This window comes from Thioclava sp. NS-SX20 (assembly GCF_057380695.1).
Genome location: NZ_CM170816.1, coordinates 1,236,176 through 1,261,948, shown reverse-complemented (window position 1 = coordinate 1,261,948; position 25,773 = coordinate 1,236,176). Strand labels below are relative to the sequence as shown.

26 protein-coding genes are annotated in these 25,773 nt (G+C 61.7%); 18 read left to right on the top strand and 8 right to left on the bottom strand.

Annotation, left to right across the window (positions count from 1 at the left end):
* The 6 genes from AC2ISB_RS06255 to queF all read right to left on the bottom strand — a co-directional run bounded on the left by AC2ISB_RS06255 (position 1) and on the right by queF (position 5,556).
* Positions 1 to 729 (bottom strand): M48 family metallopeptidase, encoded by a 729-nt coding sequence (locus AC2ISB_RS06255; RefSeq protein WP_486576650.1) that lies wholly within the window; start codon positions 727 to 729, stop codon positions 1 to 3.
* The gene (locus AC2ISB_RS06250; protein ID WP_486576649.1) at positions 726 to 1,394 is read right to left on the bottom strand and encodes a DedA family protein; all 669 of its coding nucleotides are present in this window, start codon (positions 1,392 to 1,394) and stop codon (positions 726 to 728) included. The genes AC2ISB_RS06255 and AC2ISB_RS06250 overlap by 4 nt, the downstream gene beginning before the upstream one ends.
* Positions 1,391 to 1,762 carry a hypothetical protein gene (locus AC2ISB_RS06245; RefSeq protein WP_406720821.1) on the bottom strand — a complete coding sequence of 124 codons (372 nt, stop codon included), beginning with the start codon at positions 1,760 to 1,762 and terminating at the stop codon, positions 1,391 to 1,393. Before AC2ISB_RS06245 ends, AC2ISB_RS06250 begins: the two co-directional genes overlap by 4 nt.
* Positions 1,759 to 2,940 carry a vWA domain-containing protein gene (locus AC2ISB_RS06240; RefSeq protein ID WP_486576648.1) on the bottom strand — a complete coding sequence of 394 codons (1,182 nt, stop codon included), beginning with the start codon at positions 2,938 to 2,940 and terminating at the stop codon, positions 1,759 to 1,761. Before AC2ISB_RS06240 ends, AC2ISB_RS06245 begins: the two co-directional genes overlap by 4 nt.
* Before the next feature lie 108 nt (positions 2,941 to 3,048).
* Positions 3,049 to 4,353, bottom strand: a complete 1,305-nt coding sequence (locus tag AC2ISB_RS06235; protein WP_339107390.1) for a DUF2927 domain-containing protein — start codon at positions 4,351 to 4,353, stop codon at positions 3,049 to 3,051.
* Positions 4,354 to 5,091: 738 nt separating this feature from the next.
* Positions 5,092 to 5,556, bottom strand: coding sequence for a preQ(1) synthase (queF, locus tag AC2ISB_RS06230; RefSeq protein WP_339107389.1), 465 nt, complete (start codon positions 5,554 to 5,556; stop codon positions 5,092 to 5,094).
* A gap of 280 nt (positions 5,557 to 5,836) precedes the next feature.
* Between queF and AC2ISB_RS06225 the strand changes: the two genes are divergently transcribed.
* The 6 genes from AC2ISB_RS06225 to AC2ISB_RS06200 all read left to right on the top strand — a co-directional run bounded on the left by AC2ISB_RS06225 (position 5,837) and on the right by AC2ISB_RS06200 (position 11,305).
* Positions 5,837 to 6,949: a Ppx/GppA phosphatase family protein gene (locus tag AC2ISB_RS06225; RefSeq protein WP_339107388.1), complete on the top strand. Its 1,113-nt coding sequence runs from the start codon at positions 5,837 to 5,839 to the stop codon at positions 6,947 to 6,949.
* A 3-nt stretch (positions 6,950 to 6,952) separates the two neighbouring features.
* Complete coding sequence (locus AC2ISB_RS06220) at positions 6,953 to 7,708, top strand: RlmE family RNA methyltransferase (RefSeq protein ID WP_339107387.1); 756 nt, start codon at positions 6,953 to 6,955, stop codon at positions 7,706 to 7,708.
* A 133-nt stretch (positions 7,709 to 7,841) separates the two neighbouring features.
* The gene (locus AC2ISB_RS06215) at positions 7,842 to 8,792 is read left to right on the top strand and encodes a helix-turn-helix domain-containing protein (RefSeq protein ID WP_406720818.1); all 951 of its coding nucleotides are present in this window, start codon (positions 7,842 to 7,844) and stop codon (positions 8,790 to 8,792) included.
* 171 nt (positions 8,793 to 8,963) lie between these two features.
* Entirely contained in the window at positions 8,964 to 10,493 is a 1,530-nt protein-coding gene (gene adh, locus AC2ISB_RS06210) for an aldehyde dehydrogenase (RefSeq protein ID WP_339107385.1), read from the top strand.
* A gap of 75 nt (positions 10,494 to 10,568) precedes the next feature.
* Positions 10,569 to 10,910: a DUF779 domain-containing protein gene (locus tag AC2ISB_RS06205; RefSeq protein ID WP_406736502.1), complete on the top strand. Its 342-nt coding sequence runs from the start codon at positions 10,569 to 10,571 to the stop codon at positions 10,908 to 10,910.
* A gap of 149 nt (positions 10,911 to 11,059) precedes the next feature.
* Positions 11,060 to 11,305 carry a hypothetical protein gene (locus tag AC2ISB_RS06200; RefSeq protein ID WP_339107383.1) on the top strand — a complete coding sequence of 82 codons (246 nt, stop codon included), beginning with the start codon at positions 11,060 to 11,062 and terminating at the stop codon, positions 11,303 to 11,305.
* A gap of 279 nt (positions 11,306 to 11,584) precedes the next feature.
* On the opposite strand, the gene AC2ISB_RS06195 is transcribed toward AC2ISB_RS06200, so the two are convergent.
* Both AC2ISB_RS06195 and miaA read right to left on the bottom strand, forming a co-directional pair.
* Positions 11,585 to 12,469, bottom strand: coding sequence for a helix-turn-helix transcriptional regulator (locus AC2ISB_RS06195; protein ID WP_486576646.1), 885 nt, complete (start codon positions 12,467 to 12,469; stop codon positions 11,585 to 11,587).
* Positions 12,470 to 12,566: 97 nt separating this feature from the next.
* Entirely contained in the window at positions 12,567 to 13,448 is an 882-nt protein-coding gene (gene miaA, locus AC2ISB_RS06190; RefSeq protein WP_486576760.1) for a tRNA (adenosine(37)-N6)-dimethylallyltransferase MiaA, read from the bottom strand.
* A gap of 144 nt (positions 13,449 to 13,592) precedes the next feature.
* Between miaA and pyrH the strand changes: the two genes are divergently transcribed.
* The 12 genes from pyrH to lpxB all read left to right on the top strand — a co-directional run bounded on the left by pyrH (position 13,593) and on the right by lpxB (position 25,726).
* Positions 13,593 to 14,327, top strand: coding sequence for a UMP kinase (gene pyrH, locus AC2ISB_RS06185; RefSeq protein WP_339107381.1), 735 nt, complete (start codon positions 13,593 to 13,595; stop codon positions 14,325 to 14,327).
* Positions 14,328 to 14,413: 86 nt separating this feature from the next.
* Entirely contained in the window at positions 14,414 to 14,977 is a 564-nt protein-coding gene (gene frr, locus AC2ISB_RS06180) for a ribosome recycling factor (protein ID WP_339107380.1), read from the top strand.
* Positions 14,978 to 15,011: 34 nt separating this feature from the next.
* Positions 15,012 to 15,788, top strand: coding sequence for a polyprenyl diphosphate synthase (uppS, locus tag AC2ISB_RS06175; protein ID WP_406720814.1), 777 nt, complete (start codon positions 15,012 to 15,014; stop codon positions 15,786 to 15,788).
* Entirely contained in the window at positions 15,785 to 16,579 is a 795-nt protein-coding gene (locus tag AC2ISB_RS06170; protein ID WP_339107378.1) for a phosphatidate cytidylyltransferase, read from the top strand. The genes uppS and AC2ISB_RS06170 overlap by 4 nt, the downstream gene beginning before the upstream one ends.
* Before the next feature lie 3 nt (positions 16,580 to 16,582).
* On the top strand, positions 16,583 to 17,746 hold the full coding sequence (dxr, locus tag AC2ISB_RS06165) for a 1-deoxy-D-xylulose-5-phosphate reductoisomerase (RefSeq protein WP_486576643.1): 1,164 nt from the start codon (positions 16,583 to 16,585) through the stop codon (positions 17,744 to 17,746).
* Positions 17,747 to 17,759: 13 nt separating this feature from the next.
* Positions 17,760 to 19,106 carry an RIP metalloprotease RseP gene (rseP, locus tag AC2ISB_RS06160; RefSeq protein WP_339109509.1) on the top strand — a complete coding sequence of 449 codons (1,347 nt, stop codon included), beginning with the start codon at positions 17,760 to 17,762 and terminating at the stop codon, positions 19,104 to 19,106.
* Positions 19,107 to 19,261: 155 nt separating this feature from the next.
* Positions 19,262 to 21,607, top strand: coding sequence for an outer membrane protein assembly factor BamA (gene bamA / locus AC2ISB_RS06155; protein WP_339107376.1), 2,346 nt, complete (start codon positions 19,262 to 19,264; stop codon positions 21,605 to 21,607).
* Between the two features lie 40 nt (positions 21,608 to 21,647).
* A complete protein-coding gene (locus tag AC2ISB_RS06150) occupies positions 21,648 to 22,343 on the top strand; it encodes an OmpH/Skp family outer membrane protein (protein ID WP_406720813.1) in 696 nt (231 codons plus the stop codon).
* Positions 22,344 to 22,476: 133 nt separating this feature from the next.
* The gene (gene fabZ, locus AC2ISB_RS06145; protein ID WP_339107374.1) at positions 22,477 to 22,938 is read left to right on the top strand and encodes a 3-hydroxyacyl-ACP dehydratase FabZ; all 462 of its coding nucleotides are present in this window, start codon (positions 22,477 to 22,479) and stop codon (positions 22,936 to 22,938) included.
* 10 nt (positions 22,939 to 22,948) lie between these two features.
* The gene (lpxA, locus tag AC2ISB_RS06140; protein WP_339107373.1) at positions 22,949 to 23,749 is read left to right on the top strand and encodes an acyl-ACP--UDP-N-acetylglucosamine O-acyltransferase; all 801 of its coding nucleotides are present in this window, start codon (positions 22,949 to 22,951) and stop codon (positions 23,747 to 23,749) included.
* Between the two features lie 25 nt (positions 23,750 to 23,774).
* Entirely contained in the window at positions 23,775 to 24,575 is an 801-nt protein-coding gene (locus tag AC2ISB_RS06135; RefSeq protein ID WP_339107372.1) for an LpxI family protein, read from the top strand.
* Positions 24,575 to 25,726, top strand: a complete 1,152-nt coding sequence (gene lpxB, locus AC2ISB_RS06130; RefSeq protein ID WP_339107371.1) for a lipid-A-disaccharide synthase — start codon at positions 24,575 to 24,577, stop codon at positions 25,724 to 25,726. Before AC2ISB_RS06135 ends, lpxB begins: the two co-directional genes overlap by 1 nt.
* Positions 25,727 to 25,773: the final 47 nt, after the last annotated feature.

Genomic DNA, 25,773 nt, shown 5'->3' with positions numbered 1-25,773 from the left:
TTATTGCAGGCGGCCCGAAGGCGGGGCCGATGGCGACTTTGATCCCGTGCCCGTCCATTTCGCAACATTCCGGCGGATGGTCTCGACCCGCAGGCGGGTCTCGGGATGGGTCATCAGCCATGCGGGGGTGCTGCGTGGTCCCTGCCGGGTCAGGGCATCGAGCTTTTCGAAAAGCCGGATTTGCGGCTCGGCCCCGTAGCCCGCCTTGATCATCAGCGCGGTGGCGAATTCATCGGCCTCGTATTCGTCCTGCTGGCTGAGGCGCGCGGCCAAAGCCCGCGTGGCCAGATTGGCCAGCAGCGGACCGAGAAACGGCACCATCCGCCCCAGAACCGAAAAGATCAGCATCCGCACAAGGTTCTGTCCCGCGAAGTCGATCATCCGCCGCTTCGAATGCCCCAGTGCCACATGCCCCAGCTCATGCGCGATGACCGAGAGTAACTCTTCGGTGCCGACCTCGCCGCTTTCGTAGCGCCGCAGGAAGCCGCGTGTCAGGAATACCCGCCCGTCCGGCGCGGCAAGGCCGTTGATCGTGGGCACTTCCTGCACATAGACCGGAATGGCGCGCAACTCCATCGCGGCGGCCAGTCGGTCGACCCCTGCCAGCAACAAAGGGTCCTTCAGGCGTGTCGCGCTTTTATCAAGGCGCCGCGCAAGGGACCATGCGGAGACCTGCCACATCACCACTGCGGCCAGCACCGGCAGCAGAAGAACCAGAAGCCGTATCATTCGGACACCTGCGGTAGGCCCTCGACGGGGACCTCCGGCAGCATTCCCTCAGCATCAGAGATCTGATGCGGTGCCTTGCGGCGGACACTGCGCCATAGCCAGCGCCCCAGAAAAATCGCGACCGTGGCGGCGGCAATCGTGCCGATGATGCTGCCCGCCAGATCCGACGCCGCCGAGAGATTGGTCCCGAACACCATGCCCAGCCCGATATAGAGCGAGACCCAGACGCTTTCGCCCGCAACCGAGGCCAGCCAGAAGCGGTGGCGCGGATAACGGGCGGTGCCTGCGGCAAAGTTGACATAGGGGCCAAGCGGCGAGAACAGCCAGCGCGACAGGAAGATCGCCCAGCCGCCATTGCGGTCCAGACGGGTCAGCGCCTTGGCCATAAGGCGCGCGCGCTTGCTTTCGGGTTCGGGCAGGTGGCGGGCCACGATCCGCCCGATAGCATAGCCCAGCCTGTCACCGCAGACCGCCCCCAGCAGCGCCGCCGGAAACAGTGACCACAGATCCAGATCGCCCGAGGCCACAAAGGCGCCGCCTGCCAGCATCACGAGCGAGGCGGGCACGGGCAGGGCAAGGCAACTGCCGAAGGTAACCAGTGCAATCAGCCACGGCCCCCAAAGAGGAAGCAGCGCCAGAAGCTGGTCTGTCAGCTGCGCCATCATGGGCTCTGCTCCGCGCGGACCATAGCGGGCAGACCTGTTTTTAAACGGTCAATCAAGACGGATACCGGTACTCCTTCCGCGCGCGCCAGATCGCGCAATCTCGGTTTATGCCCCAGCTCGGTCTGATCGGACAGATCCAGCAGGACCTCAACCCGATCCTGCGGCAGGTCCCATGAGCGGGCAATATAACGCGGTGTCATCCAGCTTTCCGGCGTTCTTTCGTGATGCCCCGGATCGGCCCAGTAAACCGCGCGGTCGATCGTGTGCCAGGCAAAGACCGCCGTCAGGCCGACCGCCAGAACGAAGACCAGCGAGAGTAGCCGATGGCGGCACCAGATACGGTGGCAGCGGATGAGATTGGAGTTCATGAGAGTGCCTTTACCCCTTGGGAGATACCGTCCAAGGTCAGGGGATACATCTGGTTTTCGAAGATCTGCCGGATCATCTGGGTGGAGTGGGTCCGGGCCCACAGAGACTGCGGCGCGGGGTTGAGCCAGATATGGCGCGGCCATTGCTGGCGGGCGCGCTCCAGCCAGATCTGGCCCGGCTCGTCGTTCCAATGTTCATTGGCGCCACCCGCAACCGCGATTTCATATGGCGACATGGCCGCATCGCCGACAAAGATGCAGCGGTAATCGTTGCCATACTGGTGCAGGATGTCCCATGTCGACAGCCGCTCCGTGAAGCGGCGGCGGTTCTCTGTCCAGACATATTCGTAAAGACAGTTATGGAAATAGAAGTGACGGAACTGCCGGAACTCGGTTTTCAGGGCCGAAAACAGCTCGTCCACCAAGGTGATATGGTCATCCATCGAGCCGCCCACATCCAGAAACAGCAACAGTTTCACACCGTTGCGCCGCTCGGGACGGGTTTTGACATCGATATAGCCCGCATCGGCGGAGGCGCGGATCGTGTTGGGCAGGTCCAGCTCGGTGGTGGTGCCCTCGCGCACCCATTGCCGCAAACGACGCAACGCGATTTTCATATTGCGCGTGCCAAGATCGAGACCATCATCGAAATCCCGAAATTCCCGCTTGTCCCAGACCTTTACGGCACGTCTTTCACGCGATCTATCTTGCCCGATCCGCACCCCTTCGGGATTATAGCCATAGGCCCCGAAGGGGGACCGACCCGCCGTGCCGATCCATTTGCTGCCCCCCTGATGACGGTCTTTCTGTTCGGCCAGACGCGCGCGCAGGGTGTTCATCAGCTCTTCGAAACTCCCCGCACCCTCCATCAAGGCCTTTTCCTGCGGGCTGAGCGTGGCCTCGGCAAGGGCTGTCAGCCACTCTTCAGGCAGATCGAAGGCGGTAAGGACATCGTCTAAAGAAAGCGTCTCAAGTCCTTGAAAAGTGGCAGAGAAAGCTTTGTCGAACCGGTCGATATGGGCTTCGTTCTTTACCAGCGCGCTGCGGGCGAAATAATAGAACGCCTCGCTGTCATACAGACATAAACCGCGCGAGAGACCTTCCAGAAAGGCCAGATATTCCCGCAAGGATACGGGCACCTGATGCTGGCGGAGGCAAAGAAGGAAGGGACGGAACATCTCGGGTATCTTTATGGGCGGGTCGGGAGCCAGTGTGGCATATCCGGTTGCAAAAGACAGCCGTAATAGACGGGGCCGCTACAGGAAAATGCAGCGGCCCCGTCGGGATCATTCCGCGAAAGCCATCATCGCGCCGCCGCTCTGTCCCAGCGTTTTTTGCGCCTGCTTGCGGATCGTTTGCAGCTCGTAGGCCAGCTTTCCGTTGCCCGAAGCGCTGGAATTCTGCAATCCGCGTGTGCTGAGGCGGATGGCCTGATCGGCGCGTCCGGACCCCAGCGCAAAGGTCGCAAGCTGCATATCGGTATGCGCTGTCTGCATATAGGCCCGTGGCGTGATCGCAAAATATTCGCTGGCTTTCAGATAGGCCTGAAGCGCCTGATTGGGATCATTGGGCGACAGCCGTCCCAGAAGATACCATGCAAACCCCATGCGGGTATCCGTCCAGCCCTGCGCCGCCGCGATCTGGATCGCCTGCCGCGCCGCCGCCTGCCGACGACCGGCCCCGCCCGAGGCCATCGCGCGGTTCACGGCATCCTCGTAACTGCGCGGTGTCGGGTCCGACAGCACGCGGCTGAACTGCCCGCCCGAGGGATTGATCCGCGACAGCACAGCGGGCAGCGCCGCCATGACTTCGGGCTGGCTCATGCCCGAATGCAGTGCCGGATCATACCAGGCCCGCAGGATCGTCATGTCATGACGGGTGAGGGTGGAGACGAAGTTATCATCATTCCAGACCGAATCCGGAATGCGATACAGATCGTTCAGCGGCCCGAGCCCCTGACTGATTTCCTCGTTCAGGCAGTCATGCAGCTCTTGCGCGGACACATCTGCCGGAATGAACACCGCCGCACGGGTCCGCTGCTTCACGCGTGTCCAGTCCGAGACCGCGGAACGCCGCGTTTTGCGGTATTCCTCCCAGGAGGTGACATTGGGCGTCACGAAACAGGCGACACTTGGCACCAGGCTGCGCATCTCGCGTCGTGGCACAAATTCGACCGTTATCCTGTTGGAATTACCGGTTTTAGCCGAAATCGGTATGCCCGCTTCGCGTTGTAGCCGCGAGATCAGCGTGCCCAGCTCGCTGGGCGCTCGCGCCGGAACCTTGCCGGTGAGAACCACCGAAATCGGCCCCTCGAAACGCGTGAACTGTGCCAGAGGCCGCCCCGATTCAAGTTCGAACCCGAGTTCGAGGAAATCGGTGGCAAGCTGGCTGTTGCTGGCCATATTGCTGGATGACACACGCGGCGCGACCTGTCGTGACAGGTCATCATGCGAGGCCGCAAATGCGGCAGTTGAAGCCCGCGCGGATGGCGTGACTTTCGGGTGATCGACCGTGCATCCCGAAAGAAGCGCAGCCGTCGTGCCAGCGGTCAGACCCGCTAGAACACGTTTTGTAAAGTTGCTCTTGGGCATAGCCAATGAGCGCAGTGGACACGACCCCTCGTGTCTCACTGCATTACGCAGAAATTGGAACCGCATGGCAGTGCGTTCCCCCAGTTATTTTACCCCACTACACGCTAAAACGTGCATCTTCGTGAGTAAACGTTTGGTTTACGATTGTATAAACTTTAAGGCAAATTTGGACGAAATCCGTCGGTCGCATCTTCATTTTGCCGCAATGAGACCATCTTTTCCGATGATGCCCCTGAAATCGAGGGTTTTGGTCACATTCCCGCCATAAAGCCCTTTGATCCTTGGGTGAAATCTTGGCAATTCAACGGTTTGTTTCTCAAACTTAAGCTAATATTTAACGATCAGAGCCATAGATTTCCGCTTTTTCACGGGATGCAGGCTGGCCGTTTTATGAGCAAGCTCAAAATGTTCCGTTTACGTTCCTGATGGGCCTTCAGAATCAAGACGTTCATTCCCGCCCGAACAGGCTGCCATCAAGTGCGGGCGGGAATGAGAGCGCTTCGACGGATCGCGTAATGGGGTGAAGAGCGACGCCGGAACGCTTTACGTAAGGAGAAGATCGCGCATATCGGTTACGGTATTATAAACATGCTTATTGTGAGTTGATCTTTCCTGTTAAAATACAATTAAAGGTTTAGTTTCCCTAGGGGCCGGAAGTCAAGCGGTGCCTGCGGATCGTTTGCGCAAACAAAAACGCGCCCGAAAGGGGGCGCGTTTTTTCTCACTGTGAAAGCCTGCTCAGCCGCGGCCACGATAGGGCGGAACGCCCTGATCGGGGATCCAGACGCCCTCGGGCTGGGGGCCGGTCTGGAAGAAGACGTCAATCGGAATGCCGCCGCGCGGATACCAGTAGCCACCAATGCGCAACCATTCGGGGTCCAGTGTTTCGGCAAGGCGCTTGCCGATGCCGACGGTGCAGGCTTCGTGGAAATCGCCATGATTGCGGAACGATCCCAGAAAGAGCTTGAGCGATTTCGACTCTACCAGCCAGTCGCGCGGAATATAGTCGATCACCAGATGCGCGAAATCGGGCTGCCCTGTCATCGGGCAGAGCGAGGTGAATTCGGGGGCGACAAAGCGCACGGTATAGCGCGTGCCGGGATGCGGGTTGGGCACGCGTTCCAGAACCGCCTGATCGGGCGAGAGCGGCAGCTTGGTCTCGCCGCCGAGCTGTGTGAGATGGCTATAGATGTCTTCGGTCATGTCAGATCTCCTGTTGGTCTTTTTCTACGGGATGGGCGGCTGAATGGGAATATCGCAGCGCGGCCTATTCGTGATTCGATGCGCGGACCCGCGGATCGCGCCTGAGGATCACGCAAGAGATCCGGAGCCGGACAGGCCACTGCCGCATTCGGGGCCGTATCCAGTGTCATTTCAGGTGTAGACGGTCTGGCTATTCGCGGGGCGGATTTGCTTTGGCTCTCTTGATACTCCGGAGGGGAGTGGATAGATTGGAGGCAACTTGAAATCGGAGGGCGTGACCATGACGCCCAAGCGTCCCAGGGCTGCGGGCGCGTTCCCGAATATATCGGTAGAGCACCCCGTGCGCCCGAGTCCAGACTCCAACGAGCTTTATGCTGCGCTGGATCTGGGCACCAATAGCTGCCGCATGCTGATTGCCCGTCCGAAGGGCTCTCAGTTCCATGTGGTCGACAGCTTCTCGAAAGCTGTCCAACTCGGTCAGGGGCTGGAAGCCTCGGGTCGGCTGTCGCGCTCTGCGATGGCGCGAACGGTGCAGGCGTTGCAGATCTGCCGCCGCAAGATCGAGAAACACCGCGTCAAGCGGATGCGGTTGGTGGCCACCGAGGCCTGCCGCCGCGCCCGCAACGCGCGTGACTTCATCCGCTATGTCCGGCGCGAGACCGGCCTGCCGCTGGAGATCATTCCGGCGGAAGAAGAGGCCCGCCTTGCGGTGATTTCTTGCGGATCTTTGGTGCGGCCCAATACCGAGCAGGTGCTGGTGGTCGATATCGGGGGCGGCTCGACGGAACTCGTGTGGATCGACCTCGAGGATGTCCCGCCCGGAGATCGGGCGCGGGCCATCATGCGGCTGGCGAACGGATTTGACCAAAGCAACATGCCGGGGCCTGCCGCGCGGGTGGTCGACTGGATTTCGGTGCCTTTGGGGGTGGCCACGCTGAAGGACCAATATGGCGATGTCGAGGATGATGCGGCGCGCTTTGCCCTTATGAGCTGGTTTTTCGAGGAAAAGCTTGCCGATTTCACGCCCTATGCCTCGGGCAGCCCGCAGGAAGGCTTCCAGATTATCGGCACCTCGGGCACGGTCACCACGGTTGCTGCTTGCCATCTGGGCCTGCGTCGCTATGACCGCAATCGGGTTGACGGGCTGATGATGAACACCTCGGAGATTGACGGGGTGATCCGGTCCTTCCTGCGGCTTGGGCCTGACGGGCGGCGGCTTGACCCGCGCATCGGGCGGGACCGTCATTCGCTGATCATGTCGGGGGCGGCAATCCTGCAGGCCCTGATGCGGGTCTGGCCCACCAACCAGCTTTCCGTGGCCGACCGTGGCCTGCGCGAGGGCCTGTTATATGCACAGATGGCCGCCGATGGCGTCCTTGAAGAACTGGAGTAGAGTATGGTCAAGACACCTACGGGCAAGAACACCTCGGGTCGGGGCCAGCGCGATCTGCGCGTGCGGGTCAAAACGGCAAAGGGCCGCAAGCTGAGTTCGACGCTCTGGCTTGAGCGCCAGTTGAACGACCCCTATGTCGCGCGGGCGCGCAAGGAAGGCTATCGCGGGCGGGCGGCGTTCAAGATCCTCGAGCTTGATGACAAATACCGCTTCCTCGTGCCGGGGGCGCGGGTGGTTGACCTTGGCTGTGCGCCGGGGGGCTGGTGTCAGGTGGCGGTCAAGCGTGTGAACGCGCTTGGCGAGAAATCGGGCAAGAAGGTGGGCACCGTTCTGGGCGTCGATCTGCAGGAGGTCGATGCGATTGCGGGGGCCGAAGTGCACCAGCTGGATTTCCTTTCCGAGGGTGCTGACGATAAGGTGAAGGCGTGGCTGGGCGGGACGGCCCATGTGGTGATGTCCGATATGGCGGCGGCTTCATCGGGGCACCAGAACACCGACCACCTGCGCATCATCGCCTTATGCGAAGCGGCCGCCTATTTTGCCTTCGATGTGCTGGAAGAGGGCGGCACCTTTGTGGCTAAGGTCTTGGCAGGTGGGGCAGAAAACGAATTGCTGACCATCTTGAAAAAGAATTTTACGAAGGTTGCCAATGTCAAACCTCCGGCGTCCCGCTCGGATAGTTCGGAGAAGTTCGTGGTGGCGCAAGGCTTCCGCGGCAAGCGCCATGAAGGCGAGGATGACGAAGACGGAGAGCTTTGATCTCCTTGACTTCGGGTCTGAGCGGCGCCCATTGCTCAGACAGCGTTTGCATTGAAAAGCGCTTCCGGCCTATCCTTCGCTTGTGCAGGGAAGAGAGGGGAGGCTTTTCAATTTGCGTATTATGCAAGAGTCCATGAAAGACCGTCATAGCGATCGTATTCAGGCTGTGATTGCGTCGAATTCTGCGGCAGGACGTTCGGGCGTCGCTGCAAGCTGGCGCCGTTCGTTTATTCACCACAAACTGGACCCTTCGGTTGCACCGGGCCGCGAACGCCTGACATCCAACGAGATTCGTGACCGGCAGGAGATCGTCGGCCCGATGATCCGGCTGGCGGCCTCGCATCTGGACCGGCTCGCCGCGACCGTGGCCGATAGCGGTTGTAGTGTCTTTCTGTCGGATGCGCATGGTGTCGTGCTGGATGAACGTATCCGCAGCGCCGATATCGACGGGTTCCAGTCCTGCAATCTGGTCACCGGCACCGATTGGTCGGAGCAGGCCGAAGGCACCAATGGCATCGGCACCTGTGTGGCCGAGGAACGCCCCGTCACGATCTGGCGCGAGGATCATTTCCGCGAGAGCAATACCGTGCTGTGCTGTAGCGGGGCCCCGATTTTCGGACCGAGCGGGCTGTTGTCGGGGGTGATTGATGTCAGCTCCGCGCGTCTGGATCTGGATGCCTCTTATGCGCGGCTGCTGGCGGTCAGCGTTCAGGACACCGCGCAGCGAATCGAGACGGCGCTGTTCCGGTCGCAATATTCCGATGCGCGGATCGTGTCGCTGGCCGAAGAGGAAAGCGGTGGCCAGAGCGTGGCGTTGCTGGCGCTTGACCGCGATGATCTGGTGGTTGGGGCAACCCGCGCGGCACGGCGCAGGCTGAACCTGAACTGCGGTGTGCTGGGGACGATTCCCGCCGCCGATCTGCTGGATCTGGCCCCCAAACAGGGGCTGGATGCCGCCCAGCGGGCCGAGATGTCGCGTGCTCTGGCGCGCAGCGGGGGCAATGTGACCGCTGCCGCCCGTGCCTTGGGGATCGGGCGCGCAACCTTTTATCGCAAGGCAAAATTTCTGGGCCTGAAGGTCTGACGCGGCCGCGTGTCTGACCGCGTGTCTGGCGGCGGGCAGAAGGCGGGCTGTCTCACCTGTGAGACATCTACGACTTTCTTCCTATGCATAGCGCCTATGCAAAGCGGTTGTTTGTTGTAAAGATACATCCAGACCGGCGCATATGCCGGAGTTCTTTGGGAGGAGACAAAAATGGCCAATGATCTGGCATCCGAATTCAAAGGCGTGATGGTTTCGCCTTTCCGTCAGCGTTATGACAACTTCATCAACGGTCAGTTCAAAGCTCCGAATGCGGGCCGTTATTTCGAGAACATCACGCCCCTCACCGGCGGTGTGATCGGCGAGATCGCCCGCTCCGACGCTTCGGACGTCGATGACGCGCTTGATGCCGCCCATGCCGCAAAAGAGGCTTGGGGTCACAAAACCTCGCCCGCGCAGCGCGCCGCTGTCCTGCTGGCCATCGCGGACCGCATGGAAGCCAATCTCGAACTGCTGGCAACGGCAGAGACCTGGGATAACGGCAAGCCGATCCGTGAAACCCGCGCGGCAGACGTTCCGCTGGCCATCGACCACTTCCGCTACTTCGCAGGCGTCCTGCGCAGCCAGGAAGGCACCATGTCCGAGATCGACGAGGACACCGTGGCCTATCACTTCCACGAGCCGCTGGGCGTTGTCGGCCAGATCATCCCGTGGAACTTCCCGCTGCTGATGGCGGCATGGAAAATGGCACCGGCACTGGCGGCAGGCAACTGTATCGTTCTGAAGCCGGCAGAGCAGACCCCCGCGACCATCATGGTCTTCGCGGAACTGGTCGCCGACATCCTTCCGCCGGGCGTGCTGAACATCGTCAACGGGTTCGGCCTCGAAGCCGGTAAGCCGCTGGCGTCGTCCAAGCGTATCTCGAAGATCGCCTTCACCGGTGAAACCACCACCGGCCGTCTGATCATGCAATACGCGTCGGAAAACCTCATTCCGGTGACGCTGGAGCTGGGCGGCAAATCGCCGAACATCTTCTTCTCCGACGTCTGCCGCGAAGATGACGCTTTCTTCGACAAGGCGATCGAGGGCTTCGTTCTCTTCGCGCTGAACCAAGGCGAGGTCTGCACCTGCCCGTCGCGTGCGCTGATCCAGGAAGACATCTACGAGCAGTTCATGGAGCGCGCCATCAAGCGCACCCAGGCGATCATCCAGGGCGACCCGCGTGATGCGGCGACCATGATCGGTGCGCAGGCTTCGGCCGAGCAGAAAGAGAAGATCCTGTCCTATATGGATATCGGTCGTAAGGAAGGCGCGGAAGTGCTGACCGGCGGTGCGGCGGCAGAAATGTCGGGCGAGCTGGCCAATGGCTACTACATCCAGCCGACCATTCTGCGCGGTCACAACAAGATGCGCGTCTTCCAGGAAGAGATCTTCGGACCGGTTGTCTCGGTGACCACCTTCAAGGATGCCAATGAGGCGCTTGAAATCGCCAATGACACGCTCTTCGGTCTGGGTGCGGGCGTCTGGTCGCGCGATGCGAACACCTGCTACCGCTTCGGTCGCAACATCCAAGCGGGCCGCGTCTGGGTCAATAACTACCACGCCTATCCGGCGCATGCGGCCTTCGGTGGCTACAAGCAGTCCGGTATCGGCCGCGAGACCCACAAGATGATGCTCGACCACTACCAGCAGACCAAGAACATGCTGGTCAGCTACAACCCGAACAAGCTGGGCTTCTTCTAAGCGCCGCTTGAGGGTAAAATGTTCCGGATCGCCCGGCCCGTGAGGGTCGGGCGGTCTGCCAAGAAGGGAAAGAGCATGACACAGGTCAGCGCAACCGAACCCGCCCTGACGCTTTTGGCGGAGATCGTGGCCGAGCATGGTCCGGTTCTGTTTCACCAATCCGGCGGGTGCTGTGATGGCTCTGCGCCGATGTGCTATCCGCAGGGCGAATTCCGGCTTGGCGAGAATGACGTGAAGCTGGGCGAGATCGGCGGAATGCCCGTTTACATGTCCGGCAGTCAATACGAGGGCTGGAAGCATACGGACCTGATCATCGATGCGATCCCCGGTCTGGGTGGCGGCCAGTTCAGCCTTGATAACGGGCGCCCGATGCGGTTTCTGACGCGCTCCGATATCTGTCGCCTGCCCGAAGACTAGGCAGCGCGGCCCGGAAATGCACGTTTGGCGAAAGTAAGTTTTCGTCATAACGGGGTTGGGCTGAAAACTGTTAAATGCTTGTTAACTGTTTCATGTAACCTCCTGACTGTAACCAGTTGAAACTGGCTTGCAGTAGGGAGGAAGTGTGTATGTACCAGTCCCGTATCTTGTCGCGGGAGAGTGCGACAGATCCTGTCTTGGAGGATGACCGGTCCTGTGTGGATCGCGAGACCCGTTCCCATGACGATCATGGCCGCGCTTTGCGCCAGATTACCCATCATACCCGCCGTATTCAGGCGACAGAGCTGCATGTCGATGCGCAGCGCCGCAAGATCAGCCTTGAGTTGGGGCTGATACAGCAGGGGCTAGGGCTGGGCATGGGCACGAAACGCTAGGTCACGCGAGACCTGCGCCCCTAGGGGCGTGGTGTTTCTGGTTCTTTCCGGAGCCATGCCTCCGTTGAACATGCTCCCTGAAAGGGCCGGGCAGGCAGGGGAACGCCTTGGCAGAGCCTTTTTGCAAGGTGTTCGCCAAAGAGACCCGCCAAGGGCGGGGGCAGCCGTTTCCCTCTCTATCGCCACTGGAGTGATATCCGGTCAAGCGCGTTGAAGGGCGCAAGATGTAAGGGCTGGCTCATTGCTCTGCGCTATGCCGAGGGCAAAATGGCCGAGGTGTCAGGGCCTTGTCTGCCGGAAATGACTGGGCGTGCTCCCGGTCTGGCTATGGAAACTGCGCGCGAAATAGGTCTGGCTGCGGAACCCCAGCCGCGCGGCGATGTCCTTGATGGGCATGTCGGTATCGTGCAGCAGTTTGCGGGCCTCGTAAAGCCGCCGCTCCTGCAGCAGATCCGAAGCCGGACGGCCACAGGCATCACGGCAGGCACGCGACAGATGGGTGGGCGTGACCCGCAGCTTCATCGCGTAATCCGAAACGCTTTGGGTCGCGCGGAAGTCGCGCTCCACAAGGGCGGTGAAACGGTTGACCAGTTGCCGCGTGGCCTTGCCGCGCAGATCGTCGCGCGGTGACAGCGCGATCTGACGCTCCAGCCAGACCGATAGCAGGCCGAGATAATGCTGGGCGGCGCGGGGTGCGGCGGGTCTGGTAGAGCACGTCTCGCGCCCGAGATTGTCCAGCAGGCCCGTCAGTTCGCTCTGGTCCTGAAGGTCGCGTATACGCAGGTGGTGGGGATGCGCCGGAAAGGAGGGATCGTGATCTTGCCCGAGAAACAGTACAAGCCCTTGTGTTGTATTGCTGATTTCCAGCCCATGCATGATACCGGCTGGCAGATAAAGCGCGTTATGGGCCCCATAGCCTCGTTGGATGCCGCCGATTGTCACACGGCCCTGACCGCGGGTGATCCAGTAAAGGCAGGGTTCGGACAGGGCGCGCAGGGCCTCCATCCGCCAGCGTCCGGCCTGCGACAGATGCGCGATGGGCTCCAGCCGGTAGGGCGGCGGCGCAGAGGATGTGCCGGAGAGCGGGGGAGAGCGGAGATCTGGGGGATCAATCGGTAAAGAACGTCCGGTTGCAGAAAACGGCCTTGCAGAAAAAATTGCCATAACAAACTCCGAGCACTCGGATACACCCCGTCTGGAAGACTAAGACCGGTGTCGCGCTTTGACCAAGCGTTTTTTGCATTTCGGCAGGGCTGGGAGGTCAGCGGCGCGGTATCTTGTGCCAGAGCTTCATCCGGCTACGAAACCATGTGCGCTGGCGTTTGGCATATTGGCGCGAGGCCGCCTGCGCCAGTGCGCGCGCCTCCTCTAGCGTCAGGCGACTCAGCAGATGTTCCACCAGTTCGGGCGCACCGATGGCTTTGGCCCAGAGCGCCTGCGGGTCCCAATAGGGCAGCGCGGCGCGGGCCTCGTCGATTGCGCCCTGTTCCAGCATCAGATCGAACCGGCGGTCGATCCGCTTGGCAAGCCAGTCGCGATCGGCCTCGATCACCAGACAATGGGCCTGATCACGCGGCAGCAGAGGCGGCGGGGTGTCATCCTGCCATGCGGCCAGTCCGCGCCCTGTGCTGCGCTGCACCTCCCATGCGCGCTGGATGCGCATCGGGTTGAGCGTATCGATGCGGGCGGCAGTGGCGGGGTCCAGCTCGGCCAGAAGGGCTTCGGCGCCTTCGGTTGCGCGCCGCTGGTTGGCTTCAAGCCGGATGGCCTCCGGCGTTGCGGGAATATCGGCCAGCCCCTCGGTCAGCGCGCTCAGATAAAGGCCCGTGCCGCCAACGATGATCGGGCGCGGCCCGCCCGCACGATGCGCGTCAAGGATCTGCGCCACCTCCCGCAACCAGTGCCCGACCGAGTAGTTTTCTCCCGGTGTCTTATGGCCGTAAAGCAGGTGAGGGGCCTCGGCCTCTTCTGCGGGGCTCGGGCGGGCCGATAACACGCGCCAGCAGGACCAGACCTGAAGCGCATCGGCATTCACCACCACGCCCCCTTGCGCCTTGGCAATCGCGATCGCCAGCGCCGATTTTCCGCTCGCAGTCGCGCCCCCAATCACAACCGGACGATTTTCTTCAAGATTTTCCACGATATCGCCCGTCTGCACGAAGTTACCTCAAGTCGGATGTTACCAAATATCGCCGAAACCGCCATTCGGCGCATTTCCCGAGTTGAACCCGACGCGCATTTGCGACATTTTGCGCCCCGATGACAACTGACAAATGAGGAACCCGAGATGTCTGCGGACCAACACCCGGCAGCGAAGTATAAACGTGTCCTCTTGAAAATCTCGGGGGAAGCCCTGATGGGCGACCAAGGCTACGGCCTGCACCCGCCAACCGTTGCCCGTATCGCCAGCGAAGTGAAATCCGTCCATGATCTGGGCGTCGAGATCTGCATGGTGATTGGCGGCGGCAATATTTTCCGCGGTCTGGCAGGCTCGGCCCAAGGCATGGAGCGCACCACCGCCGACTATATGGGAATGCTGGCCACCGTGATGAACGCGCTTGGTATGCAGGCGCAGCTTGAGGCGCTTGGTATCCATACCCGTGTGATCTCGGCCATCCCGATGGATGAGGTCTGCGAGCCCTATATCCGCCGCCGTGCCGTGCGCCACCTCGAGAAGAAACGCATCTGCATTTTCGCGGCCGGCACCGGCAACCCCTATTTCACCACCGATACCGCCGCGACGCTGCGCGCCAACGAGATGAACTGCGAAGCCATTTTCATGGGCAAGAACGGGGTCGACGGGGTCTATGACAAAGATCCGAAGAAATTCGACGATGCCAAACGCTATGACCATGTGACCTATGACGAGGTGCTGCAAAAGAACCTCAAGGTGATGGATGCCTCGGCGATTGCGCTGGCACGCGACAATAACTTGCCGATTATCGTCTTCCCGCTGGACGAGCCGGGCGGCTTCAAGGGGATACTGGCAGGTCAGGGGACCTATACGCGCGTGCAGGGCTGACCCGCCCGCACCCGCGCGGCCTATACATTTGCGTGATTGCGCGCTAGATACTGTTCAAGCAAGACAAAGAAGCAGACGGAGACGACATGTCTGACGATTTCGAAATCGACACCGATGATCTGGAGCGCCGCATGGAAGGCGCAATGGGCGCGCTGAAAACCGAATTTGCCTCGCTGCGCACCGGTCGTGCGGCGGGCTCCATGCTCGACCCGATCACGGTTGATGCCTATGGTCAAATCACCCCCATCAACCAGCTTGGCACGGTCAACGTGCCCGAGCCGCGCATGGTCACCATCAATGTCTGGGACAAGGGCATGGTCGGCAAGGTTGAAAAGGCCATCCGCGAATCCGGTCTGGGCATCAACCCGCAGCTCAACGGCACCATCATCATGCTGCCGATCCCCGAGCTGAACGAGGAACGCCGCCGCGAGCTGACCAAAGTGGCCGCCTCCTATGCGGAATCCGCGCGTGTGGCCGTGCGCAACGTGCGCCGCGACGGGATGGACCAGATCAAGAAAGCCAAGGGCAATGGCATGTCGGAAGACGATGTGAAGCTCTGGGAAGGCGAAGTTCAGGACCTGACCAACAAATATACGGCGATGGTCGACAAGGCGCTTGAGGGCAAGCAAGCCGAGATTATGCAGGTCTGAGCCTCGACGGAATGCAGTGCGAAAGGCGGCCCAAATGGCGCTGAGCAAGCGAAAGCAGGGCAAGGACCTGTCGGCTTCGACGCAAGGTGGCGACATCGATTACGGTGTACGCCATGTTGCCATCATTATGGATGGCAACGGGCGTTGGGCCAAAAACCGGGGCTGGCCGCGTCTGGCCGGTCACCGGCGCGGTGCGGAACGGATCAAGGAAATCACCAAGATCTGTCCCTCGCTCGGCGTGCGCTACCTGACGGTCTATGCGTTTTCGACAGAGAACTGGAAACGCTCGACCGAGGAAGTGCTGGGCCTTATGGCCATTTTCTCGCGCTATATCGAGAAAGAGGCGGATTCGCTTTCGGCGCTTGGTGTCAGGATGCGCTTTATCGGTGCGCGCGGGCGGCTGGATGGCAAGCTGGCGCGGCTGATGGCCAGTATCGAAGACCGCACGAAACATAATGACCGCCTGACCATGACGGTGGCGATCAATTATGGCGGACGGCATGAACTGGGCCGTGCGGCAGCGCAGATGGCGCGGGATTTTGCTGCCGGTCTGATTTCCGAGGAGGCGCTGACAGCCGCCGCAGAGGCCACGCTTGAGGCCCGCCTCGATACGGCGGGGCTGCCCGATCCGGATCTGGTGATCCGCACCTCCGGCGAGACCCGTACTTCGAATTTCCTGCCTTGGCAGGCCGCTTATGCGGAATATGAATTCACCCAGACACTCTGGCCCGATTTCACACCGGCAGAGCTGGAAGGGATTTTGGCGCGGTTCGGCAATCGCGACCGGCGCTTTGGCGGGGTGAAGGCATGACCCAGACGGCTGGACGCTGGGGGGATCTGCGCAAGCGGGTCGCATCCGCGATTGTCATGGCGGCGATCGGCGCGGTCGCGGTGGGCTGGGGCGGTCTGGCCTTTGCCACCGTCTGCTGCATCGTGACGGGACTGATGATCTGGGAGCTGTCGGCGATGACGGCCCCCGACCGCACCACACGCGCCATCCTTCTGGGGCTGATCGCAGCGGGGACGCTGGCGCTGATCCTGTTCATGCATTCGCCCTTCTACCTGCCGCTTCTGATCCTGCCGCCCATCGCGGGGCTCTGGCGTCCGCGCCGCGACCGGCGCTTTTTCACCAGCTATGCGCTGGCGATCATGCTGACGGGCTACGGGCTTGTGGCTCTGCGTGAAGGGCAGGGTGTGGGGGCGATCACCTGGATCATCTGTGTGGTCGTGGTTTCCGACGTGTTGGGCTATTTCGTGGGCCGCATGGTTGGCGGGCCGAAATTCTGGCCCAAGATCAGCCCCAAGAAAACATGGTCCGGCACCGTGGCAGGCTGGGTCGGGGCGCTGGTTCTCGGCTTCGGCTTTGTGCAGCTGGGCGGAGGCGCCGCACTGATCTGGATGTCCCCGCTTCTGGCCTTTGCCGGTCAGCTGGGCGATATTTTCGAGAGCTGGCTGAAGCGGCGCTCGGCGGTCAAGGACAGCTCGTCGCTGATCCCCGGTCACGGGGGGGTGCTGGACCGTTTCGACGCGCTGATCGGCGTGGTGCTGGTGCTTCTTCTTCTTGCACAATTCGGAGAGCTGCCGCTGACGGCAGCCGGTTAAACAATGCGCATTTCAGTTTTCGGGTCGACGGGGTCTATTGGCGAAAGCACTTTCGATCTCTTGCAGCGATCCGATCATCAGGTCGTGGCGCTGACGGGCGGGCGCAATGTGCGGCGTCTGGCCGAACAGGCCATCGCGCTGAAGGCCGAACTGGCGGTGACCGCCTATGACGACTGTCTTCCCGCGCTGCGCGAGGCGCTTGCAGGCACCGGCATCGAGACCGCCGCAGGTACACGGGCCCTGATCGAGGCTGCCGAGCGCCCTGCCGACTGGGTGATGTCGGCGATCGTGGGGGCTGCGGGTCTTGCACCGGGGTTCCGCGCCCTGAAACAGGGGGCCACGCTTGCGCTGGCCAATAAGGAAAGCCTGGTGACCGCAGGGCCTTTGCTTCTGGCCGAGGCCGAGCGTCACGGTGCGCGCATCCTGCCTGTCGATAGCGAGCATTCTGCCGTGTTTCAGGCGCTGGTGGGCGAGGATATCTCGGCGGTCGAGCGCATTATCATCACCGCTTCGGGCGGGGCGTTCCGTGACTGGCCGATGGAAAAGCTGGCCACCGCGACGGTGGCGCAGGCCTCCAGCCACCCGAACTGGAATATGGGGCAGCGGATCACCATCGATTCCGCCTCGATGTTCAACAAGGCGCTGGAAATCATCGAAACGCGCGAGTTTTTCCGCGTGGCTCCCGAGAAGATCGAGGTGCTTGTCCATCCCGAAAGTATGGTGCACGCGCTGGTCGGGTTTCGCGACGGGGCGCTGATGGCGCATATGGGCGCGCCCGATATGCGCCATGCCATCGGCTATGCGCTCAACTGGCCCGAACGGGCCGAGCTGCCTGTCGAGCGTCTGGATCTGGCCAAGCTCGGTGCGCTGACCTTCCGTGCGCCCGATGCCGCGCGCTATCCGGCGCTGCGGCTGGCCTATGAGGTCATGGAGATCGGCGGCACGGCGGGGGCGGCCTTCAACGCCGCCAAAGAGATCGCGCTTGACGGGTTTATCGATGGCCGGATCGGTTTTCTGGATATGGCCACCGTGGTCGAAGAGGTGCTGGACGAGATGTCGGCACGTCAGGGGCTTTGCAATTCGGCGCTAAGTCTGGATACCATCGCTTATACCGATGCCGAGGCCCGTGCGCTGGCGTCGCATTACCTGACCAAAGTCACCAACTGACGTAAAGCAAGGAATTGATCGCGTGGATTTGCTGCCGGATCTGGGGAATTTCGTCTTTACGGTCGTGAGCTTCGTGGTCGCCCTGTCGATCATCGTCACGATCCATGAATTCGGGCATTATATCATCGGACGCTGGTCGGGGATCAAGGCCGAGGTGTTCTCGCTGGGCTTCGGGCCGCGTCTGATCTCGCGCACCGACAAGCATGGCACACGCTGGCAGATCGCGGCGCTTCCCTTTGGCGGCTATGTCAAGTTTCTGGGCGATGCCAATGCGGCCTCGGCCAAGGCCAATGACGCGGAAATGGCGCAGCTCAGCCCCGAAGAGCGCCGTCACACCATGCATGGCGCGCCGCTCTGGGCGCGGGCGGCGACGGTGATCGCGGGGCCGCTGTTCAATTTCATTCTGTCCATCGCGGTGATTGCGGGGCTGATGCTCTACACCGGCACCGCCACCGATAAGCCGGTGATCGGGACGCTGTTCGAGCTGCCTGAAGGCACGGGCGATCTGCAAAGCGGCGACCAGATCCTGTCGGTTGCGGGCAAGGCCACGCCCGATTACCCCGCATTCAGCGAGGCGCTGGATACGGCGCCCACCGGTCCGGTGCTGCCGATGCAGGTGGACCGCAACGGCCAGACGATCGATCTGGACGGGCCGCAGCTTTTCCCGCCGCGCTTTACCGGCGTGACCCCCAAATCCGCCTCTTATGCAGCAGGGCTGGGCGAGGGCGATGTGGTTACCTCGATTGACGGCACGCCGGTCTGGACCTTCGAGGATCTGCGGCAGGCGGTCGCGGGTTCGAATGGCCGGACACTGAAGCTGACGGTCTGGCATCCGGCAACGAAAGAGACCACCGAGGTGGCCCTGACCCCCAAACGCACCGATATTCCCGCGCCCGATGGCGGCTTCGAGACGCGCTGGATGATTGGCGCGACCGGCGGGTTTGTCTTTGCCCCCGAAACCCGCCCGACGCGGCTGGGCGAGGCGCTGAACGGAGCGGTAAGCCAGACATGGGGCATCGTCACGCAATCGGTCTCGGGGCTGGCCAATATGGTGGCGGGCAATATTTCCTCGTGCAACCTGCAAGGGGCCATCGGCATCGCGCAGGGCTCTGCGGCGGCGGCCAAATCGGGGCTGGAGAATTTCATCTGGTTCATTGCGGTGCTCTCGACCGCCGTGGGCTTTCTGAACCTCTTCCCGATCCCCGCCCTGGATGGGGGGCATCTGATGTTCTATTGCTATGAGGCGATCGTCGGCAAACCGCCCTCAGACCGCATTATGAACGTGCTGATGTCGATCGGGATCGCCGCTGTGCTGAGCCTGATGGTCTTCGGTCTGTCCAACGACATTTTCTGCCCCTGATTGACGGGAACCGGCCAAGGCTCGGGCGCTGGGGCAGCCGAAGCGCCGAATTGATGAAAACCGTCTGGACAAAGGGGTTCTTCGCTTTGACAACCCCTCACAGACTCGGTATCGACAGATTAACAAAGAAGGCTGCCGAAAGGGTGGAGAGGGCGATGTTGAACAGGCAAGAAGGCCGGCAAGGTCTTGGACAAATTTCCGGTATTCTCGCACCAGCGGCCCTGTCGCTTGCTGTGGCACTGACAAGCGTGGCACTGCCGGACTCGGTTCTGGCGCAAAGCTACAGCTTCTCGTCGGTGTCGATCTCGGGCAACGAGCGCGTGGACAACGCCACCGTTCTGGGCACCGCAGGCATCAAGGCGGGCGAAAGCCTCAGCGCGGGCCAGCTCAATGAAGCCTATCAGAAGCTGCAATCCTCGGGTCTGTTCGAGAAGGTCGATCTGGAGCCGCAAGGCAGCACGCTGAAGATCACTGTGCAGGAATATCCGACGATCAACGTGATCAGCTTCGAGGGCAACCAGCGGATGAAGGACGAGGCGCTTGCCAAGATCGTCCAGTCGCAAAGCCGCCGTGTCTATAGCCCCGCCACCGTCGAGGCCGATGCCCAGCTGATCGCCGAAGCCTATGCTCAGGGCGGTCGCGTCAATGCCCGCGTCGAGCCCAAGGTCATCCGCCGCTCCAATAACCGCGTGGATATCGCCTTCGAGATCAAGGAAGGCAAGGTCACCGAGATCGAGCGGATCTCCTTCACCGGCAACCATGCCTTCTCGGATCGCCGTCTGCGTCAGGTCCTGCAAACCAAACAGGCGGGCATCCTGCGGGCGTTCATCCAGCGCGATACGTTCGTGGCCGACCGCGTCAATGTGGATCGCCAGCTGCTGACCGATTTCTACCGCTCGCGCGGCTATCCGGATGTGCAGGTCAATGGTGTCTCCTCCGAGATGACCCGCGAACGCGACGCCTTCTTCATGACTTTCAATATCAGCGAAGGCCAGCAGTTCAAATTCGGCAAGATCTCGACCGTCTCCGAAGTGAACGGGGTAAGCGCGGACGAGTATTCCAAGCTGAGCAAGATCCGCGCGGGCGCGATCTACACGCCCACCGCCATCGATCTGGCCGTGACGCGGATGGAAGAGAAAGCCCGTCAGGCCGGTCTGAACTTCGTTCGGGTCGATCCGCGTGTGACCCGCAACCCGCGCACCGGTACGCTGGATGTGCAGTTCGCGCTGGTCAAGGGTCCGCGTATCTTTATCGAGCGCATCGATATCGAGGGCAATACCGCGACGCTGGACCGTGTGATCCGTCGTGAATTCCACTCGGTCGAAGGCGACCCCTATAACCCGCGCGAGATCAAGCGCTCCGCCGAGCGTATCCGCGCCTTGGGCTATTTCTCGAATGCCGATGTGAACACCCGCAAGGGCACCAATGATGATCAGGTCATTGTTGACGTGAACGTGACCGAGCAGCCGACCGGCTCGCTGACCTTCGGTGCAAGCTATGGCGCCTCTGCCGGTTTCGGGATCAATGCCTCGCTGAACGAGCGCAACTTCCTCGGGCGTGGCCAGCAGCTTTCGATCGGCATCGGGACGACCTCGGATAACCAGACCTCGGTGATCAGCTTCACCGAACCCTATCTCTTCGGGCGCGATCTGGCGGCAACGGGGCGGCTGTTCTATAGCACCACCGATAACGACAATTCCGATTACTCGACCATGCGTGCGGGCATCCAGCCCTCGATCGAGTTCCCCGTGGCCGAGAATGCGCGCCTGAAACTGCGCTACGAGTTCAGCCGCGAAGAGCTGTCCGATGTGGACACCTATGATGCAAGCGAGGCAACCGGCTCGTCGCCGATCCTGTCGCGCGAAGAGGGGGCCCGCTACAAATCGGCGGTGGGATATACCTATACCTTCGACACCACGGAGACCAATATCGACCCGCGCTACAGCTATCTGCTGCGCTTCGATCAGGAATTCGCGGGTCTGGGCGGCGATGTCGAGGCGGTGACGACCACGGTTCTGGGCCGCGCACAGCGCAAGGTCTGGAATGACGAGGTGACGCTGCGTGCCGAGCTGGAAGGCGGCGCGATCATTGCCTCCTCCGGTAACACCACCATTCTGGACCGCTTCACCGGAAACGGCAAAATCCGCGGCTTCGAATCCAACGGGATCGGCCCGCGCGATACGGCCGCGCCCAACGAAGACGCGCTTGGCGGGAAATATTTCGCAGTCGCCCGCCTCGAGGCGCAGTTCCCGCTGGGTCTGCCCGAGGAATATAAGCTGGGGGGCGCGGTCTTCCTTGATGCCGGCTCTGTCTGGGGTCTGGACGATACCGATGGTGTCGAAGAGGTCGATGACGGGTTCCACCTGCGCTCGGCCATCGGTGTCTCGCTTCTGTGGGACAGCTTCATCGGCCCGCTGCGTCTGAACTTCTCCAAGGCCATCGTCAAAGAGGATTACGACGAAGAGCAGAACTTCGACCTGACCGTGTCGACGAAGTTCTGATCCGATGCGATGGGCGTGGTATAGGGCGGGTGCTTCGCGGATGATCGGTGCTGCGGCGCTGTTTGTCCTGCCCGCCTGTATCCTGCCGGTTGCTGTCATGGCGCAGGACGCCAAAGGGGTCACCGTCTCGCGCGATGGGGCGGTGGCGGCCAATATGCCGATCCTGACGCTTGACTGGGAAGAGCTTTACCAGAAATCGGCCTGGGCGCGGCGCGTGAAGCAGCAGCTTGCGCAAGAATCGACGCGGCTCGCAGCCGAAAACAAGCGCATCGCCGATGATCTGATCGAGGAAGAGAAGACGCTGACGCGGCGGCGTGCCACCATGACCCCCGAGGCTTTCCGAAGTGCGGCCGATGCGTTTGACGAAAAGGCCACCGGCATCCGTGCGGCGCAAAAGGCCAAGGCCGAGGCGCTGGCCCGTCAGGTCGAGGCCGAGCAACAGGCCTTCCTGAAGGCGGCGCTGCCATTGCTGGATGATCTGCTGCAGCAGAAGGGCGCGCAGATCGTCATCGACCGGCGGGTGATCATCCGTGGCCTTGCGCAGATCGACGTGACCGATGACATGCTGGAAATCGTCGATAGCAAGCTGGGCACCGGAGAGCCGCAGCCCGTGCCGAAAGAGCTGGGCGGGGATGCGCCCGATCCGCCTGCACAGCCTGCGCCGGCGCCAAATTCCGGCACCGCGCCCGATCTTCTGGAGGAAGAGCCGCTGCCATCCGGTCCGAGCGCGCCATAAACGGCCGACCACCCGCAATCCGGAGGCGGGTATCGCTTTCGCTTTTCTTGCAAAGTTCTGATTGGCTTGCTAATCCATGCTCCCGGCCTCATTGGCTAACTATGTCGTCGGCAAAAGATAAAAGGGACAGAAAATGACCGAAGCCGCCCCCTATACCGAGGCCGATCTGGCGCTCATCAAACGCATGCTGCCGCATCGCTATCCGTTCCTGCTGGTGGACAAGGTCATTGACATTGTCCCGATGGAAAGCGGCGTTGGCATCAAATGTGTCACGTCCAACGAACCGCATTTCGAAGGCCATTTCCCGCAAGAGCCGGTGATGCCTGGGGTGCTGATCGTGGAAGCGATGGCACAGACCGCTGCTGTGATCACGGGCATTTCGAAGAACCTGATCGACAAGGATATGTCGGTGTATTTCATGTCGATGGATGGTGTGAAATTCCGCCGCAAGGTCGTGCCCGGTGATGTGCTGCGCATGGAGCTGACGCTCAAGCGTGGCGGTGGCAAGGTCTGGAAGTTCGAGGGCCGCGCGCTGGTTGATGGCGAGCTGGCCTGCGAGGCGCAGCTGACCGCCATGATGGCGACGGCGAAGTAAGGAGACAGGCATGGCGATCGATCCTACCGCCGAGATCCACGCATCTTCCATCGTGGAAGAGGGGGCCGTCATCGGCCCGGGCTGCAAGATCGGTCCTTTCTGTCTTATCGGCTCCGAAGTGGTTCTTGCGGCCAATGTCACGCTCAAGAGCCATATCGTGGTCACCGGTGCGACCGAGATCGGCGAGGGGACAGAAGTGTTTCCCTTCGCCTCTCTGGGACAGATCCCGCAGGATCTGAAATTCAAGGGCGAGAAAACGCGGCTGGTTATCGGCAAGCGGAACCGCATCCGTGAATATGTGACGATGAATACCGGCACCGAAGGCGGTGGCGGTCTGACCAAGGTGGGCGATGACGGGCTGTTCATGTCGTCCTGCCATGTCGGCCATGACTGCATCATCGGTGACCGGGTGATCTTGGTCAATTCGGTCGCTGTGGCGGGGCATTGCCATATTGATGACGATGCGATTGTCGGCGGGCTTTCGGGGGTGCACCAATGGGTGCGGATCGGGCGCGGTGCTATGATCGGGGCGCTGTCGATGGTGGCCGCCGATGTCATGCCCAATGCGCTGGTTGCCGGTCCACGGGCACAGGTCGAGGGGATGAACCTTGTAGGACTGCGCCGCCGTGGCACGGACCGCACCGAAATCAATGCCTTGCGCGATCTTTATAAGGCGTTGGGCGAGGGTAATTTCCGCGAGGTGGCCCGCGAACATAACGAGGCCGGACCGGAGAGTGAACTTGTGCGTGAAGTGCTTGATTTTATTCTGGGACCGTCGGATCGTTCGTTCCTGACGCCGCAACATAAATAAGGCCCGAAAGAGGATGGACGGACAGATGAACCCCAAGACGATTGCGCTGATCGCCGGTCAGGGAGCCGCACCGAAGCTGCTGGCGCAGGCTGTGCCGGGGCTGACGGTCTGCGAGATGGACGGGTTCCCCTGCGAGATCGGCGGCGAAGAGGTAATCCGCTTCCGCTTCGAGCGGCTGGTGCCCTTTCTCGACGAGCTTGTCGGGCGCGGGATCACCCATGTGGTCTTCGCGGGCGCGCTGAGCCGCCCGAAGATCGAACCCGAGATGTTCGATCTGAAAACCGCGCAACTTGTGCCGCGGATGCTGGGGGCTATGCAGCAGGGCGATGATGCCACGCTGCGCGCGGTCATCGAGCTGTTTGCCGAATGGGACATCCAGACGCTGGGCATTCACGAACTTCTACCGCAGCTTCTGCCGCCTGCCGGATTGCGCCTCGGCGCGATTTCCGAACGCGACGAGAAAGACGCCGCGCGGGCGGCGGCGATTGTCGCGGCGATGGGCGCTGTGGATGTGGGGCAGGGTTGCGTTGTGTCGAACGGGCTCTGTCTTGCGGTTGAGGCCCAGCCAGGCACCGATGCGATGCTGGATTTTGTCAGCCTGCACAAGGCACTGAACCCCGGTGGCGGGGTCTTCTACAAGGCGCCGAAGCCGGGTCAGGACCGCCGGATCGACCTGCCGGTGATCGGTCCGCAAACCGTGGCGCGGGTCGCCAATGCGGGGCTTGCGGGGATTGTCATCGAAGCCGGCGGTGTGATGGTGCTGGATCAGGCCGCCACGGCGGATGCCGCGACCAAAGCCGGAATCTTCCTCTGGGTGCGCCCCTGATGCGGGTGTTCGTCATCGCGGGCGAACCGTCGGGCGACAAGCTTGGCGGCGCGTTGATGGCAGGGTTGAAATCGCTGGTGCCCGAGATTTCTTTCACGGGGATCGGCGGGGTGCATATGGAAGAAGAGGGGCTCGGGAGCCGCTTCCCGATGGAAGAGCTTTCGGTGATGGGGATCGCCGAAATCCTGCCCAAATACCGCGAACTCAAGCGCCGGATCCGTGAAACCGCCGAGGCCATTCTGGCGGAGGCGCCGGATGTGGTGATTTCGATCGACAGTCCCGATTTCTGCCTGCGCGTCCACAAGATCGTCAAAGCGACGCGTCCCGCCCAGAAGGTCGTGCATTATGTCGCGCCCTCGGTCTGGGCATGGCGGGCAGGGCGCGCGGCCAAGATGGCGAAGACCGTCGATCATGTTCTGGCGCTTTTACCGTTCGAGCCGCCCTATATGGAAGCGGCGGGGATGAGCTGCGATTTTGTCGGGCATCCGGTGGTGACCGAACCGCGTGCCACCGCCGAAGAGGCCGCAGCCTTCCGCGAAACCCATATGATCGGCCCGAACCAGCCCTTGGTGCTGTGTCTGCCCGGATCGCGCAAATCCGAAGTTGCGCGTCTGGGGGCACGGTTTGACGAGGCGCTGATGCAGCTACGCGACCGCGAGCCGGGCCTGCGGGTGGTGGTGCCGACGGTGCGGGGGGTCTCGAAATTCGTGCGGCAGATGACGGCCCGCTGGCCGGTTGCGCCCATCGTTGTCGAAGCCAGCGAGGACAAGCGCGCGGCTTTTGCCGCGGCCGATCTGGCGCTGGCGGCCTCGGGCACGGTCTCGCTGGAACTGGCCGCCAACCGCACGCCGATGGTGATTGCCTATGATGCCTCGCGCATCACATGGCATATCGTCTGGAATATGATGAAAATCGACACGGTAACCTTGGTCAATCTGGTCTCTGACACCCGTCAGGTGCCCGAATTTCTTGGCCCCAACTGTCAGCCGCGTCTGATTTCGGAAAAGCTGTTGCAGCTGCTGGAAGATCGCGAGGCCCGCGCCGGTCAGATCGCGGCGATGGAGCTGACCATGCAGCGTCTGGGCGAGGGGGGCGATCCTCCCGGTCTGCGCGCGGCGCGCTCGGTGCTGGGCTTTCTGGATCGCGCCTGAACGGATTCGGGTTTGATTGGGCCATAGACCTGCCAAACGGGAAAGGT

What these genes read in the sequence shown, in the direction of transcription:
- AC2ISB_RS06255 (WP_486576650.1), bottom strand. Translation starts at nt 729, where the DNA reads ATGATACGGCTTCTGGTTCTTCTGCTGCCGGTGCTGGCCGCAGTGGTG.
- AC2ISB_RS06250 (WP_486576649.1), bottom strand. Translation starts at nt 1,394, where the DNA reads ATGATGGCGCAGCTGACAGACCAGCTTCTGGCGCTGCTTCCTCTTTGG.
- AC2ISB_RS06245 (WP_406720821.1), bottom strand. Translation starts at nt 1,762, where the DNA reads ATGAACTCCAATCTCATCCGCTGCCACCGTATCTGGTGCCGCCATCGG.
- AC2ISB_RS06240 (WP_486576648.1), bottom strand. Translation starts at nt 2,940, where the DNA reads ATGTTCCGTCCCTTCCTTCTTTGCCTCCGCCAGCATCAGGTGCCCGTA.
- AC2ISB_RS06235 (WP_339107390.1), bottom strand. Translation starts at nt 4,353, where the DNA reads ATGCCCAAGAGCAACTTTACAAAACGTGTTCTAGCGGGTCTGACCGCT.
- queF (WP_339107389.1), bottom strand. Translation starts at nt 5,556, where the DNA reads ATGACCGAAGACATCTATAGCCATCTCACACAGCTCGGCGGCGAGACC.
- AC2ISB_RS06225 (WP_339107388.1), top strand. Translation starts at nt 5,837, where the DNA reads ATGACGCCCAAGCGTCCCAGGGCTGCGGGCGCGTTCCCGAATATATCG.
- AC2ISB_RS06220 (WP_339107387.1), top strand. Translation starts at nt 6,953, where the DNA reads ATGGTCAAGACACCTACGGGCAAGAACACCTCGGGTCGGGGCCAGCGC.
- AC2ISB_RS06215 (WP_406720818.1), top strand. Translation starts at nt 7,842, where the DNA reads ATGAAAGACCGTCATAGCGATCGTATTCAGGCTGTGATTGCGTCGAAT.
- adh (WP_339107385.1), top strand. Translation starts at nt 8,964, where the DNA reads ATGGCCAATGATCTGGCATCCGAATTCAAAGGCGTGATGGTTTCGCCT.
- AC2ISB_RS06205 (WP_406736502.1), top strand. Translation starts at nt 10,569, where the DNA reads ATGACACAGGTCAGCGCAACCGAACCCGCCCTGACGCTTTTGGCGGAG.
- AC2ISB_RS06200 (WP_339107383.1), top strand. Translation starts at nt 11,060, where the DNA reads ATGTACCAGTCCCGTATCTTGTCGCGGGAGAGTGCGACAGATCCTGTC.
- AC2ISB_RS06195 (WP_486576646.1), bottom strand. Translation starts at nt 12,469, where the DNA reads ATGGCAATTTTTTCTGCAAGGCCGTTTTCTGCAACCGGACGTTCTTTA.
- pyrH (WP_339107381.1), top strand. Translation starts at nt 13,593, where the DNA reads ATGTCTGCGGACCAACACCCGGCAGCGAAGTATAAACGTGTCCTCTTG.
- frr (WP_339107380.1), top strand. Translation starts at nt 14,414, where the DNA reads ATGTCTGACGATTTCGAAATCGACACCGATGATCTGGAGCGCCGCATG.
- uppS (WP_406720814.1), top strand. Translation starts at nt 15,012, where the DNA reads ATGGCGCTGAGCAAGCGAAAGCAGGGCAAGGACCTGTCGGCTTCGACG.
- AC2ISB_RS06170 (WP_339107378.1), top strand. Translation starts at nt 15,785, where the DNA reads ATGACCCAGACGGCTGGACGCTGGGGGGATCTGCGCAAGCGGGTCGCA.
- dxr (WP_486576643.1), top strand. Translation starts at nt 16,583, where the DNA reads ATGCGCATTTCAGTTTTCGGGTCGACGGGGTCTATTGGCGAAAGCACT.
- bamA (WP_339107376.1), top strand. Translation starts at nt 19,262, where the DNA reads ATGTTGAACAGGCAAGAAGGCCGGCAAGGTCTTGGACAAATTTCCGGT.
- AC2ISB_RS06150 (WP_406720813.1), top strand. Translation starts at nt 21,648, where the DNA reads ATGATCGGTGCTGCGGCGCTGTTTGTCCTGCCCGCCTGTATCCTGCCG.
- fabZ (WP_339107374.1), top strand. Translation starts at nt 22,477, where the DNA reads ATGACCGAAGCCGCCCCCTATACCGAGGCCGATCTGGCGCTCATCAAA.
- lpxA (WP_339107373.1), top strand. Translation starts at nt 22,949, where the DNA reads ATGGCGATCGATCCTACCGCCGAGATCCACGCATCTTCCATCGTGGAA.
- AC2ISB_RS06135 (WP_339107372.1), top strand. Translation starts at nt 23,775, where the DNA reads ATGAACCCCAAGACGATTGCGCTGATCGCCGGTCAGGGAGCCGCACCG.
- lpxB (WP_339107371.1), top strand. Translation starts at nt 24,575, where the DNA reads ATGCGGGTGTTCGTCATCGCGGGCGAACCGTCGGGCGACAAGCTTGGC.